Raw genomic sequence first — 17,268 nt, forward strand, 5'->3', positions numbered from 1 at the left:
ATAAAGAATATCTAATCGCAAACTGCAATGGTCTATTAATTTTCGGTCGCTGGTGATATTCTCTAAATAACCTACTAAACAGAACTTGAAGAATACAACCGGATCTAAACTTTTTTGTCCACAGTTTCCGTAATAGATTTTTGTCTGATTCCGTAGAAATTCCAAATCTAAAACACAAGATAATCGTCTATAAAAATTGTCTTGGGGAACCCGACTACTCAACTGAAAATTGCTGAATAATTTCTCTTGATATATTTTTGTGCCTTGCATTACTAAATATACGAAATTTCTGTATATTTAACAACACGTTGTGCAACAGGCACAATGGCTATAATTAATACGGGTTTTCGTGCTTAACCCAAAGTTTAGAGCTTTTAACTAAGTCCGCCAAATCTTTTTGATTTGGCTTTATAAAGAAAAAGATAAAACAAAATAAAAAGTTTTGGCTAAGTGCTTAATCGGAAATTCAGAATTTTAATCCCCGTACTAACCATAGCCTAAACGTTACCTAACATATGAATAAACTAATTCCGATAGAAGAAAGAGAATCTAAATTATTAAAATTTGGTGCACCTAAATTGTTTATTGATAATATTGGTAAAATTCCTGAATTAGAATTTACCGTAGAATATGTAACAAATGCTTATAGTTATATACCAGACATATCTTATTATGAAATCTTAAAAGGGTTTAATGTTATACCAATCTATGATGAAGGAGAGTCTTTTTATGTTTTTTTATATAACGATAAGGTTAAAAAAATAATCCATTTCGAACTTGAAAATGATGAAATATATAATTCTTATGGGCAAAATTGGAATCACCTACTTCTAGATATTATGATAAATTGCTTTGATTTATATCTTGAAGACGAAATTACACAGAAAGAATATATTGAAATCGGCAATAAAATTGGATTTGAACAAACTGCTGAATTATTTAAACTTAGAAATTTACCCAAAGAAGAATTAAATAAAAAATTTGAAAACAATGATGAATGGGAAATGGAAATAGCGAAAAAATTAAAAATACTGTAGGTAACACGGTGTATAAAACACAGCTAATAGTTGTTAAATCGAAATTTTTGTGCTTATCTAGAAGACCTCCAAATTTTTAAATTTGGCTTATAAGACAAAAAAAATAAGACACAACATAAAAATTCGGATTTATGTTAATCCGAAAAGTTGGTATTTTTATATACGCTACGTTTCATTCACTAGACCGTTGTACATAATTAAAAAAAATGATTGATTTAATAAAAATAGAGAAAGAATTAAAAGTTAAACTACCCGATTTCTTTGTTAAATTTCATCTAGAAAAAAACAATTTAATCAAAGAATTGATAAACGATTCTTTTGAACTTATACTATATTCTGATTCAGATATAATTATTAATACAAATAAGAATCTTTTTAAAATTCCAACTGACAAAGGAATGTTCCGCAATAAGATTTGTATAGGTGAAGATGGTTGTGGTAATTACTCATTTATATCAACCATCAATAACGACAAAAGAGTTTTCTTTTTAGACCACGATATTGCTGGAGAGTTATTCAATGAAGAAAAATATGAATTAGATTGGGAAAATGAAAAACTTCAAAAACACAAATCCATAGGAGATTATTTAAAATATCATATTTAAATTAACAAAAGATTGATGTGAAAAAACATGAAAAATATCCAAAACAAAAAGTTTGGAAGTCTATCTGAAGGAAATAACTATGAACAACACAGTATATATTTTATTGCTAGTCTTAGCTTGTTTGGAAATTCCTTCGGATTCCCCAATGTTACAGGTTTTATTTACTAATTTAGTGACTTAACCCACGCAACAAACCATATATATAACCGTCGTAAAACATTTAACCAAAACCTAGTGAATAGAGAATATCATTTATCATTTTGTAAAATTTGCACGAACAGAAAAAGGAATTTAGAAAAAGGACTTATCTGTTCTTTGACTAATAATATTGCTGATTTTAAAGATAATTGCTCAACTTTTGACCAAGACAAAGCGGAATTTAAAAAATATAAGAAAAGGTTTGAGGATGAAGTTAATGATAAATATGCAACGAATAGTTTCGAGAAATTTTTTAGTGAATCTTCATTTATTAAACCATCGAATTCTAGAAACCCCAAATTTAGTTCTGTCGACAAAACTCATAACTTGAATTTGAAAAATAATGTTGCTCATGATAAAGCCATTTTAATTCTAATGTGTTTAGCAATGGCTTATGTCTTCTTTGTAAACTATAAAGACATAATAAATTTAACAGTTGAAAACGGAGTTTTAGCTGGATTTGCATTTATGCTTATATTCATCAGTGTCCTTACCTATCGAGCATATTTCATGCAACACAAAATTAAAATATCTATTACAAAAGACGGAATCGAATATCACGGAAACAAACTGAACTGGAACAACATTGTTGACTTTGGAATATTAAAGGCAAATAGTACTAGTGTTAGTGAACATAAAATTATTGTTGGTACTATTACAAAAGGTATTATTGAAATAGATTTAACCGCATTAAATATAAGTCCAGAAGAATTTATAAATATAATGAGGTTAAATACAAAAAATGTTTTACAACAAAATATATAAAAAAATGCAGCTTTTAACTTAACCAAAGTTTGTTACTTTGTTTGCTAGCTTCTAATTTTCCTTCCGAAAATCTTCGCATACAAAGCCGCAACTATTCTTATACATAAACGTTGTGCATTAGATAAAAAAAATGAATGAAAGTCAATAAAGATAAAATAATAGGAGTAGTATTTTGTATTCCCTTATTTATGCCAAAAGATGATTGGAAACTGAAAGTGAAACTGACAAAAGATGATTTATCTAAAAACTTTGCGTTTGGAAGAGTCATAGAAACAAGTTCTTCTGTTTTAGTGGAAATTTTCAACTACATCGGTTGTGCTAATTCAGATTTAAAACAAGTAATAAATTCTGGAATTATGTATTCACCTATTCAAATATTCTGGGATGGAATTATTAAGAAAAGGTGGAAAATAATCGAACAAACTGAAAACTATGATAAATATAAAGATTCAAACTACAATAACCTTAAAATGGTATTTGGAGGTATCGGATTTAGATTGAGAGATTTTAGTACAAAAAAAGAAACTCCAATTACAAGAGAGGAATTGAAACTTAAAGGATATGAATTTTCAACTGTATGGTTTCCTATTGATTTAGAAAATAGAATATTAAAACGACTTGAAGAAAGCCGAACGCACAACAAAAGTACCATGGTAAAAAACAAGTAAAACCCAATAAATTTTAGCTAAAGCCCTTCTCTAAAAACCATCAAAAAATAGTATTGATTTATAATTTGTAAAAGACTTAATTCAATCTAATTTTATAAAAATTATAATTCTCCCTCTAAAAATTACAAACTAAAAACATGCATAAAATATTATTAATAGCCACAATTTTCATAACTAGTTTTGGATATACTCAATCTGAAAAAATTATAATAAAATCGGATCAACTTAATGAAGCTAACTATCTAACAGCCGATGATTTCTATTTAACACATTATCTCTATATTGATTTATTTTTACGAGAGAATTTGTTTCCAATGGCAAGTACAGAAGATGTTTTGTCTATATTGAAAGCTATAAAAACGTATGTTTCAGTAGAAACGCCTTTAGAAATTGAGATTGAAAAACCAGGAGATAGAAATTATTTAATAAAAATGGCTATTCTTGAAACAGACGATGGCCATGAGCTTTTAGTTGCATATACAAACTGGAATACAAGAAAACAACTATTTGAAAAAGAAATAGACATCGCGAATGATTCTTATACGCGATGGTATTTTCTAAATGGCAACAAAATGACTTACAGACTAAACATGTCTGATAAGAGTGATTATTCAGCTAAATCTAAGCCTAATTTAGCCCAAGCTTATTTATTGGATGAATTACCAGAAAACGACGGGAAAATAAAAAGTACCATTGATGATATTCTAAAAGAAAAGAACTTAAATATTTCGGACAAAATATTGGCTAATTTGGTTCTGCTAAAGTATCACATGTATTTAAGAGATAGTAGTAGCGTGGTGAAACAAGCCAAATACTTGAATGAACTATTTGCAGAACATCCACAAGAACCTAGCATACTAGGTTTAAAAATGGCTTTTAATGCGGCAGAATTTCAAATAGAATTAATGAAATAAACACATTGCATTTAAGAACAAATATTAGATTTGAGTACAAAATTTAAAAATTCATTATCAACCATAATCTCCAATAATTTATCTATAAACCAATTAATAACAATGAAAAAACAACTTTTATTTCTTTTAGTAACCATTTTAAGTTTTAGCTCTTATTCTCAAATTTCTTTTGAAAAAGGCTATTATATTGACAACGCCAATCAAAAGGTTAATTGTTTAATTAAGGATACCGACAGAAAAAATAACCCAACCGAATTTGAATATAAACTAACAGAAACTGGCGAATCTAAAATAGCCACCATAAAAACAATTAAAGAATTTGCTATTGGTACATCTTCAAAATATATAAAGAAGACAGTAAGTATGGATAGATCTAGCGAGAGCGTTAGTAATTTAAGTAAAGATAAAGCCCCTACTTTTAATGAGGAAGAACATTTTTTAAAAGTATTAATTGAAGGTAAGGCTAGCTTATATGAATATATTGAAGGTAACTTGAAACGTTATTTTTACAGCACAGAAACATCTGATATTAGCCAATTAATATTCAAAAGTTATAAATCTCCAGATGATAAAATCCATAAAAATAATAGATTTAGACAACAATTATGGGTTGATTTACCTTGTCCGGATTTTAAAATGAGTAAAATTGAAAATGTAAGTTATAAGAAAAATGACTTAGTCCGATTTTTTACTGAATACAGTGAATGCCACAATAGTGAATTAACTAATTTTCAACAAAAGCGAATTGGTAATCTATTTAATTTAACGATTAGACCGCGAGTAAATAGCACATCATTATCAATTCGTCAAGATTCTAACAATCCGCAAGATGCCGATTTTGATAATAAAACAGGGTTTGGATTAGGTTTAGAAGCTGAGTTTATTCTTCCTTTTAATAAAAATAAATGGGCTATTACTCTAGAACCTACATTCCAAAGCTACAAAAACGAACAAACTTCTGAAAGCAGTATCGTTTCTGGAGGTGTGTTAATAGCTAATGTAGATTATACTTCCATTGAAGTGCCATTAAGTTTAAGGCATTATTTTTTTATCAATGATAATTCTAAGATTTTTGTTGATATCTCTTATATTTTTGATTTTAGTTCAAGCTCTTCAGTTACATTTAAAAGAGGAGACAATACTGAATTAAGCAACTTAGATATTAATGCATATCCTAATATAGGTTTAGGTATTGGTTACAAGTACAATGATAAATACAGCTTACAATTTCGTTTTCAACCAGATAGAGAAATTTTATCGGATTATGTTTATTACGATTCAAACTATAAGACCTTCTCTGTAATATTAGGATATTCTTTATTCTAAAAGTATCCTCATAAAAAGAAAAAAAATTCTACAAAAAAACGGAGATTAAAACCAGCCTTATTACAAGCACGTTTTAATCTCCGTTTTCATTATAATTAATCTCTACTTCTATTGTTTCAAAAGCGCAACCATTTCGGTAAACTTCTTTTCTTCAGCGTAAGCTAAAGCCGTTTTTCCTGCGTTATCTTTTATAGTTTTATCAGCATTATGCTCTAAAAGTAGTTTAACAATGTCTACTTTGTTGTATTGTGTAGCAAAGATTAACGCTGTGGTTCCGTTGGTATTCACTTCGTTTAAATCGGCACCGTTTTCAATTAAATATTTAGCAAAAGCCACGTTACCTTTAAAACTCACACCAATTAAAGCGGTGTTTCCTGAGGCATCTTTAGCGTTAATAGGTGCTTGGTGTTCTACTAATGTTTTTGTTGCAGCTTCGTTATCAAAATAGGTCGCTAAAATTAAAGGTGTAAAGCCACGCTCGTCTGTAGCTTCGGCTAATTTAGGATTTTCTGATAGTAAGTTTTTTAGAGTTAAAATGTCTCTGTTTTTTATGCTTTCAAATAAGTTATTAATGTCTTTCATTTGGATTTTTTTTATAAAAAAAGGAATGGCTATAAAAACCATTCCTCTAAAATCTATGTTTAATGTTATTATTTTATATCGAAACGATCTGCGTTCATCACTTTTGTCCAAGCAGATACAAAGTCTTTTACAAACCTTTCCTTGCTATCGTCTTGAGCGTAAACTTCCGCGTAAGCGCGCAAAATAGAATTTGAACCAAATACTAAATCTACACGAGTTGCGGTAAATTTAACTTCGCCAGTTTTACGATTTTTAATTTCGTAAATACCGTTGTTAAGTGATTTCCATTCGAAAATCATATCCGTTAAGTTTACAAAGAAATCGTTTGTTAAAGCGCCTTCATTTTCTGTAAACACACCATGTTTAGTTCCACCATAGTTGGTTCCCATAACACGCATACCTCCTACTAAAACCGTCATTTCAGCAGCTGTTAGGCCAAGTAATTGTGTTTTATCTAGCAACATTTCTTCTGGGCTAACCACATACTCTTTTTTCTGCCAGTTTCTGTAACCATCTGCAAGCGGCTCCATAGACTCAAAAGATTCTACATCTGTCATCTCTTGCGATGCATCGCCTCTACCTGGTGCAAAAGGCACATCTACAACCATACCGGCTTTTCTAATGGCTTTTTCTACACCAACATTACCAGCTAAAACAATAGTATCTGCAATGCTAATACCAAATTCTGCAGCAATAGGTTCTAAAACAGACAATACGTTTTGTAATTGCGCTGGCTCGTTACCTGCCCAGTTTTTTTGTGGCTCTAAACGAATACGTGCTCCGTTTGCTCCACCTCTAAAATCCGATCCCCTAAAGGTTCTTGCACTATCCCAAGCGGTAGATACTAATTCTGAAATACTTAAACCTGTAGCAGCAATTTTAGCTTTTACAGCTTCAACATTATAATCGTAATTTCCTTTTGGAATTGGATCTTGCCAAATTAACTCTTCTTGTGGTACATCTGGTCCAAACCAACGATCTTTTGGTCCCATGTCACGGTGTGTTAATTTAAACCAAGCACGTGCAAAAGCATCAGAAAAGGCATCAAAATCATTTTTAAATCGCAATGAAATTTCTTTATATATAGGATCCATTTTCATGGCCATATCAGCATCTGTCATCATTGGGTTATGCTTAGTCGTCATATCCTCAACATCTACAGGCATATCTTCTTCCTTAATGTTTATAGGTTCCCATTGGTGTGCTCCTGCTGGACTTTTACGTAGTTCCCAATCATGGTTAAATAACATTTCGAAAAAGCCATTATCCCATTTTGTTGGGTTTGTAGTCCAAGCACCTTCTAAACCACTAGTAACCGTATATCTACCCTTACCCGATTTTGTTGGATTAGACCAACCTAAACCTTGCTCTTCTACATCTGCACTTTCTGGGTCTGGACCTAAAATACTAGCATCTCCATTTCCGTGTGTTTTTCCAACGGTATGTCCACCAGCTGTTAAAGCCACTGTTTCCTCATCGTTCATGGCCATACGCTTAAACGTTTCTCTAACTTGTAGAGCCGTTTTTAATGGATCTGGTTTACCGTTTACACCTTCTGGGTTTACGTAAATTAATCCCATTTGTACGGCTGCTAATGGGTTTTCCATAGTATCCGGATGATCTACATCTGAGTAACGCTCGTCACTTGGTGCTAACCATTCTTTTTCTGCGCCCCAATACACATCTTTTTCTGGATGCCAAATATCCTGACGACCAAAGGCAAAACCATAGGTTTTTAAGCCCATGCTTTCGTAAGCAATAGTTCCTGCCAAAATAATAAGATCGGCCCAACTTACTGTATTACCATATTTTTTCTTAATTGGCCAAAGTAAACGTCTCGCTTTATCTAAACTGGCATTATCTGGCCAAGAGTTTAAAGGTGCAAAACGTTGGTTACCTGTACCACCGCCGCCACGACCATCTGCTAATCTATATGAACCTGCTGCGTGCCATGCCATTCTAATCATTAAACCACCATAGTGTCCCCAATCTGCAGGCCACCAATCTTGGCTATCTGTCATAAAATCGTGTACATCCTTCTTTAAAGCGTCTACATCTAATTTTTTCAGTTCTTCTTGGTAATCAAAATCTGCACCTAACGGATTTGTTTTTGTATCCTGTTGGTGTAAAATGTCTAGATTAAGTGTGTTTGGCCACCAATCTGTTACTGTTTTTTCGGTTGTAGTAATTGCGCCTTGCATAAAAGGACATTTGCCCATGTCACCGCCGTTGTTATGATCCATATGATATAAATTTTTACGTTTTAATTTTTGATAAAATTACTCTATTACTAAACTTAAAAACGATAAATAAAATTGATTGTTTTTATTTTATCATAAGTAATTCTTATACCGAGTTCCGTTATCTGTCTCTAAATTTACGCAAACCTAACTTATGGAACAAAAAAAAGCCGCTTCAGTTTGAAGCAGCTTTCCCATATAATCTTAATAAATCCCTAGTAAATTAAGATAATCGTAATATTATAGCATTAATTAAATCGATTCTGTATTCCTTTTATTTTAAAGGTGTTATAATTATTGCTTTCCTAAAGCCCTAATTATATGCTTTCTCCTACATCTACGGAGCTTAGTCGTAATTGGTTTAGAATTATTTACGCTTTAACACTTTATTAACGCTTAGCCATATACATTTATTTGATTTGTAGTGATTTAATCTCAAGCATAAGTATTAAAAAAAGATTAAACAAATAGTTTAAACATCTTATTATTCTTAATTTTACAACACAATTAATAAAACATAAAATAATGGCAACAGTAACATTAAAAGGTGGTGCAATACATACATCAGGAAATCTTCCTGCAAAAGGAACAAAAGCACCTGATTTTGCTTTAACAGCAAATGATTTATCAACAAAAAAATTAAGCGATTTTGCTGGTAGCAAAGTAGTTTTAAACATATTCCCTAGTGTAGATACAGGTACTTGCGCAACATCTGTTCGCGAATTTAACCGTGAAGCTAGCGAACTAGAAAACACTAAAGTATTATGTGTATCTCGCGATTTACCATTTGCTAATGCGCGTTTTTGTGGTGCAGAAGGTTTAAATGATGTTGTGAGTTTGTCTGATTTTAAAACAGGAGATTTTGGTAAAGCTTACGGTTTAGATTTTATCGATGGCCCATTAGAAGGTTTACACTCTAGAAGCGTTGTTGTTTTAGATGAAAAAGGAACTGTTTTATACACAGAACAAGTTGCAGAAACTACAGAAGAGCCTAACTACAAAGCTGCTTTAGAAGCTCTTTTAGATGCGTAACAAAAAGGAATCTTTTTTAGTAAATAGATTAAAAAGTGTTGGCTTTGCTTTTAAGGGTGCAGTATTGCTCCTTAAAACCGAAGCCAGCATTAAAATTCAATTTACACTCGGCGTTATCGTGACTATTGCTGGGTTTTACTACAATATATCTACTACCGAGTGGCTTATTCAACTATTGGCCATTGCTTTAGTAATGTGTGCCGAAGGTGTTAATACGGCCATTGAAGCTATTGCCGATTTTATTCATCCAGAACATCACGAAAAAATAGGTTTAATAAAAGATATTGCGGCCGGAGCTGTATTTATTGCAGCAATCTTCACCTCTATTATCGGCCTTATTATTTATATTCCTAAAATTTTCTAGACAATCCTCTTTTAAAATTGAGTTAATTAAAAGTTTGCTCTGCAATTTTTTGAAATATAGTTTCGTTAACGTTAGTAATTTGTATTTTTGTGTCGTTATAAATATAATGACATCTTTGAACTCGCTTCAAGACCTCAATCATGAAATCTAAACGCATTAATGGCGAAAAGTAAAACTAAACCTAAAAAAGCACCTCGTAAAAAAGCAGAACTACCTAGTTTTAAATTGTCTAATCAACAAAAACTAGTATTAGGCAGCTTTTTAATTACGCTTGGCATAAGCCTAGCTATTTCATTTATATCATTCTTTTTTACAGGAGAAACAGACCAAAGTAGCTTATCTCATTTTGCAGATCGCGACATAGAAACAGAAAACTGGTTAAGTAAATCTGGTGCATGGTTAAGTGATTTCTTTATTCAACGTGGTTTTGGCTTGCCTTCTTTTATATTTGCCGGCCTTATGTGCCTATCTGGTGTGTATGTTTTAATGAACATCAATAAAGAGAAACTAAGAAGACATTGGTTTTGGGGTGTATTAATTATTATTTGGTCGTCTATTCTTTTAGGGTTTTTCGGAAATAAAAACGCTATTCTTGGTGGTACAATAGGTTTCGAAATTAACAGTTACCTTCAAGATTATATTGGTAAAATAGGTGTTGTACTCCTACTCGTTTTTGGTTTAATTACATATTTAGCTATTCGTTTTAAAGTGACGTTTGAAAGTATTGCAAATCAATTTAAATCGGCTAAGAGTAATCTAAAGAGTGAGTTATCGGATATGAAAGAAGATATTATCGTGCCTTTAGATAATAATTTATCTGAAGAAGCCGAAGATTTCAAATCTACTTTTAATATCTCTGAAGAGGAAGAAAAACCAATTGAAGCACCACTAGAACCTGTAGAGGCTCCTGTAAAATCTAAAATTGAAAAAATTACGGTTGAAAAAGTTATAGTTGAAGATAAAACACCTCTTGTAGTTAAAGTTGCTGAAGAAGAAGTTGAAGAAGAAGATTTAGAAATGAAAGTGGTTAAAGTTGCTGAAGAAGTTTCAGAAACCGACAATTTAGCCAATAAGTTAGTTGAAGATTTTGGACAGTTTGATCCTACTCTAGAACTTGGTAAATATCAATTTCCTCCTTTAGATTTATTAAAACAATATGATACTGGTGGTATTACCATTAATCAAGAAGAATTAGAAAGCAACAAAAACAAAATTGTTGAAACTTTAAATAATTATAAAATTGGTATCGCGAGTATTAAAGCGACTATCGGACCAACAGTAACCCTTTACGAAATTGTACCAGAAGCTGGTGTGCGTATTTCTAAAATTAAAAATTTAGAAGACGATATTGCACTGTCTTTAGCGGCTTTAGGTATTCGTATTATTGCTCCAATTCCTGGTAAAGGTACTATTGGTATTGAGGTACCAAACAAAAACTCAACCATAGTTTCTATGCGTTCTGTTATCGCTTCAAAGAAATTTCAGGCCTCAGAAATGCACTTACCTATTGCTTTAGGTAAAACTATTAGTAATGAAACCTTTGTGGTCGATTTAGCTAAAATGCCTCACTTGCTTATGGCTGGTGCAACAGGGCAAGGTAAATCGGTTGGTTTAAATGCCGTTTTAACCTCATTACTTTATAAAAAGCACCCTGCTGAAGTTAAATTTGTTTTAGTAGATCCTAAAAAAGTAGAGCTTACACTTTTCAACAAAATTGAACGTCATTATTTAGCAAAACTTCCAGACGAAGCTGATGCTATTATTACAGATAATACTAAAGTTATCCATACGCTAAACTCATTGTGTATAGAAATGGATAACCGTTACGAAATGCTAAAAAATGCACTTTGTAGAAATATAGCAGAATACAACGTTAAATTTAAAGCTAGAAAACTAAACCCTAATGATGGGCATCAATACTTACCTTACATTGTTTTGGTTGTTGATGAGTTTGCCGATTTAATTATGACGGCTGGTAAAGAAGTAGAAACACCAGTTGCCCGATTAGCACAGTTAGCACGTGCCATTGGTATTCACTTAATTATTGCCACGCAACGTCCTTCTGTTAATGTAATTACGGGTATTATTAAAGCGAATTTCCCAGCACGTATTGCCTTTAGAGTATCTAGTAAAATCGATTCGCGTACTATTTTAGATGCCGGAGGAGCCGACCAACTTATTGGTCGTGGAGATATGCTTTATACGCAAGGTAATGATATGATAAGAATACAGTGTGCCTTTGTAGACACACCAGAAGTTGAAAAAATAGTAGACTTTATTGGTGCGCAAAAGGCTTATCCTGAGGCTTATCTATTACCAGAATTTGTTGGTGAAGAAAGTGGCACAAGTCTTGATATAGATATATCAGATAGAGATAAACTCTTTAAAGATGCTGCTATAGTTATCGTTACAGCACAACAAGGTTCTGCTTCGTTATTACAACGAAAATTGAAATTAGGATACAATCGTGCCGGCCGAATTATAGATCAATTAGAAGCCGCAGGTATTGTTGGTCCGTTTGAAGGTAGTAAAGCCAGACAAGTGTTAGTAACCGATTTAATAGCATTAGATCAGCATTTAGAAAATGAAATATAATTTAAAATGAAAATGAAGAAAATTATTGCACTTTTATTAATTACCCTTTCAGTTAACGCCTTTGCTCAAAACAAAGGAAAAGCACTGTTGAATGAAGTCTCTCAAAAAGTAAAAAGTTACGATAACATTTCAATCGATTTTAAGTATGTGTTAGAAAACACTGCTGAAAATTTAAAACAAGTGACTAAAGGTGACGTTGTTATGCAAGGTGATCGTTATAAACTTAATATTTTAGGTATCACACGTTTATTCGATGGTAAAACATTGTACAGCATTAGTCCAGAAGATGAAGAAGTAACCATCTCTGAAGAAAATGATGATGAGAACGATGCCATTACACCAAGTAAAATGTTATCTTTTTACGAAGATGGTTATACCTACGCTTTAGATATTGAGCAAAACATGAATGGTAGAAAAATTCAATACGTGAAATTAACACCTATTGATTCTAGTTCTGAAATTAAAACTATTTTATTAGGTATAGATTCTAAAACTAAAAACATTTACAATTTAATTCAAATTGGAAAAAATAATACGAAAACGACTCTTACTGTAAATTCTTTTAAAACAAACGAGACTTTATCGAAAACCTTATTTACCTTTGATGCGAATAAATATTCAGACTATTATATCAATAAACTAGATTAGGTATTCCATTGAAAATATTAGACCGTTACATACTAACAACTTACCTAAAAACTTTTTTCAGCGTGTTTATTATACTCATGCTGATTTTTGTTTTACAAACCATTTGGCTATACATTAAAGAACTTGCAGGTAAAGACCTAGAAATAGGTGTAATTTTGAAGTTCTTAGTTTATTTTATGCCAAAGCTTATACCATTGGTATTACCGCTTACCATTTTACTTTCATCTATAATGGTGTTTGGTAGCTTTGCAGAAAACTACGAGTTTGCCGCCATGAAATCTACAGGTATTTCATTGCAACGTGCCATGTCTGGTTTAAGTGTTTTTATTGTAGGGCTTGGTATTCTTACCTTTTTCTTTGCGAACAATGTTATTCCATGGGCCGAAGTTAACTCTTATAATCTCCGACGTAATATTGCTAAAATGAAACCAGCCATGTTACTTGCCGAAGGTCAATTTAACGAAGTAGATAACTATAACATTAAATTTACCAAAAAACATGGTGATCGTGACCAATATTTAGACGATGTTACTATCCACTTAAAAGCAGCAGATGGCCGTACAAATGCAACAACTATTAAGTCGAAAACTGGAGAGTTGGCTAGTGAGCCCGACTCTAATGTTTTAAAACTAATTTTATTTGATGGAAACTATTACAGTGATATCGCTACTAAAAATAGAAAGAGTAAAGAGAAAAAACCTTTTGCAAAAAGTACTTTTGAAAAGTATATTATAAATATCGATTTATCTAACCTTAATGAGGTCGATATGGACGAGCAATCTCAAACCGATAAATACAGCATGCTTGATGTTGTAGATTTAAATACGGCTATGGACTCGTTAATTGTTAAGCAGAAAAACGAAAATGCTGGTCTTGCTAAAAACTTAATGAACCGCTCTAGCGTTAATAAGGTTTATAGAAATACTAAAAAAGATATCGATACCATTTACACTGGTCCTATTCTAGATGTTTTTGAAACATCGGATAAAATAAAATTAGTAGAGCTTACCCTAAAAGGTGCGGCTAGTACACAGCAAACTGTTAGTCAAAAAATTAAAACTTATAAAATAGCTAAAACCAATTTTAATAGACACATTATTTCGTTTCACGAAAAATTCGCTCTTGGTATAGCTTGTATTATCCTCTTCTTCGTTGGTGCTCCGTTGGGTGCGTTAATTAGAAAAGGTGGTATTGGTCTACCAATGGTAATTGCTATTTTACTATTTTTAAGTTATCACTTTATTGGTATTTTCGCTACAAACTCTGCCAAAACTGGTGATTTCAACCCTGTATTGGCTAGTTGGTTTTCTACTCTTATTATGCTGCCATTAGGTGTTTATTTAACTAAACGTGCTACAGCAGATAAAGGCATTTTTGATTTAGGAAGTATTACGGAACCGCTTAAAAAATTATTCAAAATAAAAGAAAAAGATAGCGTAGATTTTAGATTCTTAGGTGGCTATAAAAATGATGAACTTGCTGATGTAGTTGAAAATTATGAAGCCTTAGGTCATGATGAAAACTGCCGCTACGAAGCGCTCAATATTTTAAATGAACGCGGACATAGCATTAAAGAGTTACAAGAAGCCAATAAAATAACGATTGATAGTAAGTACGTTGCCTCTGAAAAGATAGTAAAAGATTATAAAGACCATAGTAAATTTGCTATTTTTCTTTATGGAACAGGTGCTGTATTACTTATCCTCTTCTTCGTATTTAAAAACAATAAATTATTACCACTCGCTACAGCCTCTATACAATTAAGCATTGTATCCTTTGCGCTGTATGCTATTTACTATTTAAAATCTATTTTAAATTTGAATAGTTTTTACAACTATATAAACAAAAAAGCAAGACGTCCTAACGTAGGTTTACTCATTCTAGGATTACCGCTTTACATGATTACCTACCCTTTATTGAATGATAAATTAAAAGAAGACTTAAAACGTTTTTGTTTAGATTCTTTAAAGTAACACTATTAAAAAAAATGATTACAGAACCTATGAGCAAAGCTTCTAATCCAGATATTAAATTAAATACCATTCACGATGCTATTGAAGACATTAGAAATGGAAAAGTTATTATTGTTGTTGATGATGAAAACAGAGAAAACGAAGGTGATTTTCTAGCTGCAGCAGAAAAAGTAACTCCAGAAGTAATAAATTTTATGGCTACCCATGGTCGTGGTTTAATTTGTGCCCCATTAACAGAAACTCGTTGTAAAGAACTTGATTTAGGTATGATGGTACGCAATAACACAGATCCTATGGAGACAGCCTTTACAGTTTCTGTAGATTTACGTGGCAATGGAGTAACTACTGGTATTTCGGCAGGAGATCGTTCTAAAACGATACAAGCTTTAATTGATCCAGATACAAAACCACATGACTTAGCACGACCAGGACATATTTTTCCATTAGTTGCTAAAGAAGGAGGTGTTTTAAGACGTACCGGACATACTGAAGCTGCTATTGATTTTGCACGTTTAGCAGGTTTGGAGCCCGCTGGTTTTATTGTGGAAATTATGAACGAAGATGGTACCATGGCTCGTTTACCACAACTGTTTGAAATTGCTAAAAAACACGATATTAAAATTGTTTCTATTGAAGATTTAGTGGCTTACAGAATGCAACACGACTCTTTAATTGAGAAAAAAGAAGATTTTGAAATTGAAACACGTTTTGGAAGTTATAGATTGCGAGCTTACAAACAAACTACAAATAACCAAGTACACATTGCTTTAACTAAAGGTTCTTGGACGGATGGTGAAGCGGTACCAACCAGAATAAACTCTACACTTATAAATAACGATATTTTAGGAACGCTTACTAACAACGTAGATGCGCAACTAGAAAACATGTTTAATGTTATTAATAAAGAAGGAAAAGGTGCTATTATCTTTATAAATCAAGAATCGCAATCAATGAATATTTTAAGCCGATTAGCTTTTTTGAAAGATAACCAAAATGGTGAATCGGTTACTAAGGCTCCGAAAATAAATATGGACAACCGTGATTTTGGTATTGGTGCTCAAATATTACACGATTTAAACATACATAAACTACTCCTAATTTCTAATACCGAACAAACCAAACGTGTTGGTTTAATTGGTTATGGTTTAGAGATTGTTGATTATGTGAAGTATTAATTTCACAAATTAATTGAATTAAAAAAGGCTTTAAATTTAAAATTTAAAGCCTTTTTTAGTTATGTAATCAAGAACACTATTTAATTACTACCTTCTTCGTTATATATCTATTATTATTAAATACTTTCAATAAATAGATTCCTGTACTTAAACCTTTTACAGTAATCTCATCACTATTATAATTTTGCTTTACCTTTTCGCCTAAAACACTAAATAGTTCCATGTGATCAATGCGTTCAGAAGATGAAACATGCAATACGTCTGACGCCGGGTTTGGGTAAATATTAATCTGAAAGGCAGAAACTTCAACATCATTAACATCTAAAGTAGGTAACAAACCACCAGTTATAAATCCTTCAGAAATACTAAAATCGCCAGAGATCTGCTCTGCTACATTTACCTCTCCAATAACATATAGTATTTGCAAACCACCCGCAGAAGTAGCTGCGCCACCCGAATCGATACTAAATTTTTCAATTGATTGGCTATATCCACACCATGTGCATAGGGTAATTATCATTAAAGTTAATTTTATAATTTTCATAATTGTGCGTTTTATTTAGAATATCCTATACCACTAAATTGAATAGAGGAAAGTGAAATTATTTGCATACTCTCATCTTCTAATTTGTTGGCTTCAAAAAGCATTTTTATCTTAGAAACTTCGGCATTACCCGAGGCTGTTGTTGGATGAGACAAATCTATCGTTCCAGATATTTTACTTTCAGGATGTCGCTTCCCTCCTTTTACAAGCAACTGGTACATGGCAGTCATTCTGCCTCCTTCTTTTGTAGGCTGTTTTAAATGTACCGATACTTTTTCTAATTGCTTAGTATCACCATCATAAAAAAGTTGCAAGGTTTCCTTACCTTTCTCTAACTGCTTTGTAAACGTGACAATAGCAGTAACTATTCCTGTTTTTTTATGTGTTAATACAATTCCAGACGCTTTAGTGTAACTCCAGTCTTTACCGTTAATTTTACAAAGAAAAGTGCCCTTTGATGTTTTATTGGCTACACTTGGAGTTTCCTTTTCAACTATTTCTGGCGTATTATTCTCAACTTCTGCTGTTTTAGTTTCGTTTTTACACGACATAGTAAGTATGGCGAGTAGTAAGATGAATTTGTATGTTTGCATGAGTTTTAG

At 32.0% G+C, this 17,268-nt stretch carries 17 protein-coding genes; 12 read left to right on the forward strand and 5 right to left on the reverse strand.

All coding sequences use genetic code 11. The features are described 5' to 3' along the window. Nucleotides 1-270, reverse strand: a 270-nt coding sequence (locus tag BM246_RS00005) for a transposase (RefSeq protein WP_175489749.1), incomplete at its 3' end; no start/stop codon positions are given. Between the two features lie 245 nt (nt 271-515). On the opposite strand from BM246_RS00005, the gene BM246_RS00010 reads away from it, so the two are divergent. From BM246_RS00010 to BM246_RS00035, 6 genes are all read left to right on the forward strand, one after another. After that, nucleotides 516-1,037: a hypothetical protein gene (locus tag BM246_RS00010; RefSeq protein ID WP_074935291.1), complete on the forward strand. Its 522-nt coding sequence runs from the start codon at nt 516-518 to the stop codon at nt 1,035-1,037. A 206-nt stretch (nt 1,038-1,243) separates the two neighbouring features. After that, entirely contained in the window at nt 1,244-1,642 is a 399-nt protein-coding gene (locus tag BM246_RS00015; RefSeq protein ID WP_074935292.1) for an SMI1/KNR4 family protein, read from the forward strand. A 234-nt stretch (nt 1,643-1,876) separates the two neighbouring features. Continuing rightward, nucleotides 1,877-2,605 (forward strand): hypothetical protein, encoded by a 729-nt coding sequence (locus BM246_RS00020; protein ID WP_139221808.1) that lies wholly within the window; start codon nt 1,877-1,879, stop codon nt 2,603-2,605. A 134-nt stretch (nt 2,606-2,739) separates the two neighbouring features. Continuing rightward, nucleotides 2,740-3,273: an Imm26 family immunity protein gene (locus tag BM246_RS00025; RefSeq protein WP_074935294.1), complete on the forward strand. Its 534-nt coding sequence runs from the start codon at nt 2,740-2,742 to the stop codon at nt 3,271-3,273. Between the two features lie 137 nt (nt 3,274-3,410). Next, on the forward strand, nt 3,411-4,187 hold the full coding sequence (locus tag BM246_RS00030) for a hypothetical protein (RefSeq protein WP_074935295.1): 777 nt from the start codon (nt 3,411-3,413) through the stop codon (nt 4,185-4,187). Between the two features lie 102 nt (nt 4,188-4,289). Beyond that, complete coding sequence (locus BM246_RS00035) at nt 4,290-5,513, forward strand: autotransporter outer membrane beta-barrel domain-containing protein (RefSeq protein WP_074935296.1); 1,224 nt, start codon at nt 4,290-4,292, stop codon at nt 5,511-5,513. Nucleotides 5,514-5,621: 108 nt separating this feature from the next. On the opposite strand, the gene BM246_RS00040 is transcribed toward BM246_RS00035, so the two are convergent. Both BM246_RS00040 and katG read right to left on the reverse strand, forming a co-directional pair. Continuing rightward, nucleotides 5,622-6,095 carry an ankyrin repeat domain-containing protein gene (locus BM246_RS00040; RefSeq protein ID WP_074935726.1) on the reverse strand — a complete coding sequence of 158 codons (474 nt, stop codon included), beginning with the start codon at nt 6,093-6,095 and terminating at the stop codon, nt 5,622-5,624. Between the two features lie 68 nt (nt 6,096-6,163). Continuing rightward, a complete protein-coding gene (gene katG / locus BM246_RS00045; protein ID WP_074935297.1) occupies nt 6,164-8,338 on the reverse strand; it encodes a catalase/peroxidase HPI in 2,175 nt (724 codons plus the stop codon). Nucleotides 8,339-8,860: 522 nt separating this feature from the next. Between katG and tpx the strand changes: the two genes are divergently transcribed. The 6 genes from tpx to ribB all read left to right on the forward strand — a co-directional run bounded on the left by tpx (nt 8,861) and on the right by ribB (nt 16,122). Continuing rightward, a complete protein-coding gene (gene tpx, locus BM246_RS00050; protein ID WP_042498717.1) occupies nt 8,861-9,367 on the forward strand; it encodes a thiol peroxidase in 507 nt (168 codons plus the stop codon). After that, entirely contained in the window at nt 9,360-9,731 is a 372-nt protein-coding gene (locus BM246_RS00055; RefSeq protein WP_042498714.1) for a diacylglycerol kinase, read from the forward strand. The genes tpx and BM246_RS00055 overlap by 8 nt, the downstream gene beginning before the upstream one ends. A gap of 159 nt (nt 9,732-9,890) precedes the next feature. Next, on the forward strand, nt 9,891-12,326 hold the full coding sequence (locus BM246_RS00060) for a DNA translocase FtsK (protein WP_074935298.1): 2,436 nt from the start codon (nt 9,891-9,893) through the stop codon (nt 12,324-12,326). A 12-nt stretch (nt 12,327-12,338) separates the two neighbouring features. Next, complete coding sequence (locus tag BM246_RS00065; protein ID WP_042498836.1) at nt 12,339-12,974, forward strand: outer membrane lipoprotein periplasmic chaperone LolA1; 636 nt, start codon at nt 12,339-12,341, stop codon at nt 12,972-12,974. An 8-nt stretch (nt 12,975-12,982) separates the two neighbouring features. Continuing rightward, nucleotides 12,983-14,947, forward strand: coding sequence for an LptF/LptG family permease (locus tag BM246_RS00070; RefSeq protein WP_081959086.1), 1,965 nt, complete (start codon nt 12,983-12,985; stop codon nt 14,945-14,947). A 14-nt stretch (nt 14,948-14,961) separates the two neighbouring features. Beyond that, entirely contained in the window at nt 14,962-16,122 is a 1,161-nt protein-coding gene (ribB, locus tag BM246_RS00075; RefSeq protein WP_394345336.1) for a 3,4-dihydroxy-2-butanone-4-phosphate synthase, read from the forward strand. Nucleotides 16,123-16,198: 76 nt separating this feature from the next. Here ribB and BM246_RS00080 read toward each other — a convergent pair whose 3' ends face one another. Both BM246_RS00080 and BM246_RS00085 read right to left on the reverse strand, forming a co-directional pair. Continuing rightward, a complete protein-coding gene (locus BM246_RS00080; RefSeq protein WP_074935299.1) occupies nt 16,199-16,666 on the reverse strand; it encodes a T9SS type A sorting domain-containing protein in 468 nt (155 codons plus the stop codon). Between the two features lie 11 nt (nt 16,667-16,677). After that, nucleotides 16,678-17,259 (reverse strand): hypothetical protein, encoded by a 582-nt coding sequence (locus BM246_RS00085; protein WP_139221809.1) that lies wholly within the window; start codon nt 17,257-17,259, stop codon nt 16,678-16,680. Nucleotides 17,260-17,268 lie beyond the last annotated feature (9 nt).

It is taken from the genome of Algibacter lectus, from assembly GCF_900112395.1.
GTDB lineage: Bacteria > Bacteroidota > Bacteroidia > Flavobacteriales > Flavobacteriaceae > Algibacter > Algibacter lectus.

Bases quoted from the DNA above. Each gene is read 5' to 3' on its own strand.
- BM246_RS00010 (WP_074935291.1), top strand. From the start codon at position 516: ATGAATAAACTAATTCCGATAGAAGAAAGAGAATCTAAATTATTAAAA.
- BM246_RS00015 (WP_074935292.1), top strand. From the start codon at position 1,244: ATGATTGATTTAATAAAAATAGAGAAAGAATTAAAAGTTAAACTACCC.
- BM246_RS00025 (WP_074935294.1), top strand. From the start codon at position 2,740: ATGAAAGTCAATAAAGATAAAATAATAGGAGTAGTATTTTGTATTCCC.
- BM246_RS00030 (WP_074935295.1), top strand. From the start codon at position 3,411: ATGCATAAAATATTATTAATAGCCACAATTTTCATAACTAGTTTTGGA.
- BM246_RS00035 (WP_074935296.1), top strand. From the start codon at position 4,290: ATGAAAAAACAACTTTTATTTCTTTTAGTAACCATTTTAAGTTTTAGC.
- BM246_RS00040 (WP_074935726.1), bottom strand. From the start codon at position 6,095: ATGAAAGACATTAATAACTTATTTGAAAGCATAAAAAACAGAGACATT.
- katG (WP_074935297.1), bottom strand. From the start codon at position 8,338: ATGGATCATAACAACGGCGGTGACATGGGCAAATGTCCTTTTATGCAA.
- tpx (WP_042498717.1), top strand. From the start codon at position 8,861: ATGGCAACAGTAACATTAAAAGGTGGTGCAATACATACATCAGGAAAT.
- BM246_RS00055 (WP_042498714.1), top strand. From the start codon at position 9,360: ATGCGTAACAAAAAGGAATCTTTTTTAGTAAATAGATTAAAAAGTGTT.
- BM246_RS00060 (WP_074935298.1), top strand. From the start codon at position 9,891: ATGGCGAAAAGTAAAACTAAACCTAAAAAAGCACCTCGTAAAAAAGCA.
- BM246_RS00065 (WP_042498836.1), top strand. From the start codon at position 12,339: ATGAAGAAAATTATTGCACTTTTATTAATTACCCTTTCAGTTAACGCC.
- ribB (WP_394345336.1), top strand. From the start codon at position 14,962: ATGATTACAGAACCTATGAGCAAAGCTTCTAATCCAGATATTAAATTA.
- BM246_RS00080 (WP_074935299.1), bottom strand. From the start codon at position 16,666: ATGAAAATTATAAAATTAACTTTAATGATAATTACCCTATGCACATGG.
- BM246_RS00085 (WP_139221809.1), bottom strand. From the start codon at position 17,259: ATGCAAACATACAAATTCATCTTACTACTCGCCATACTTACTATGTCG.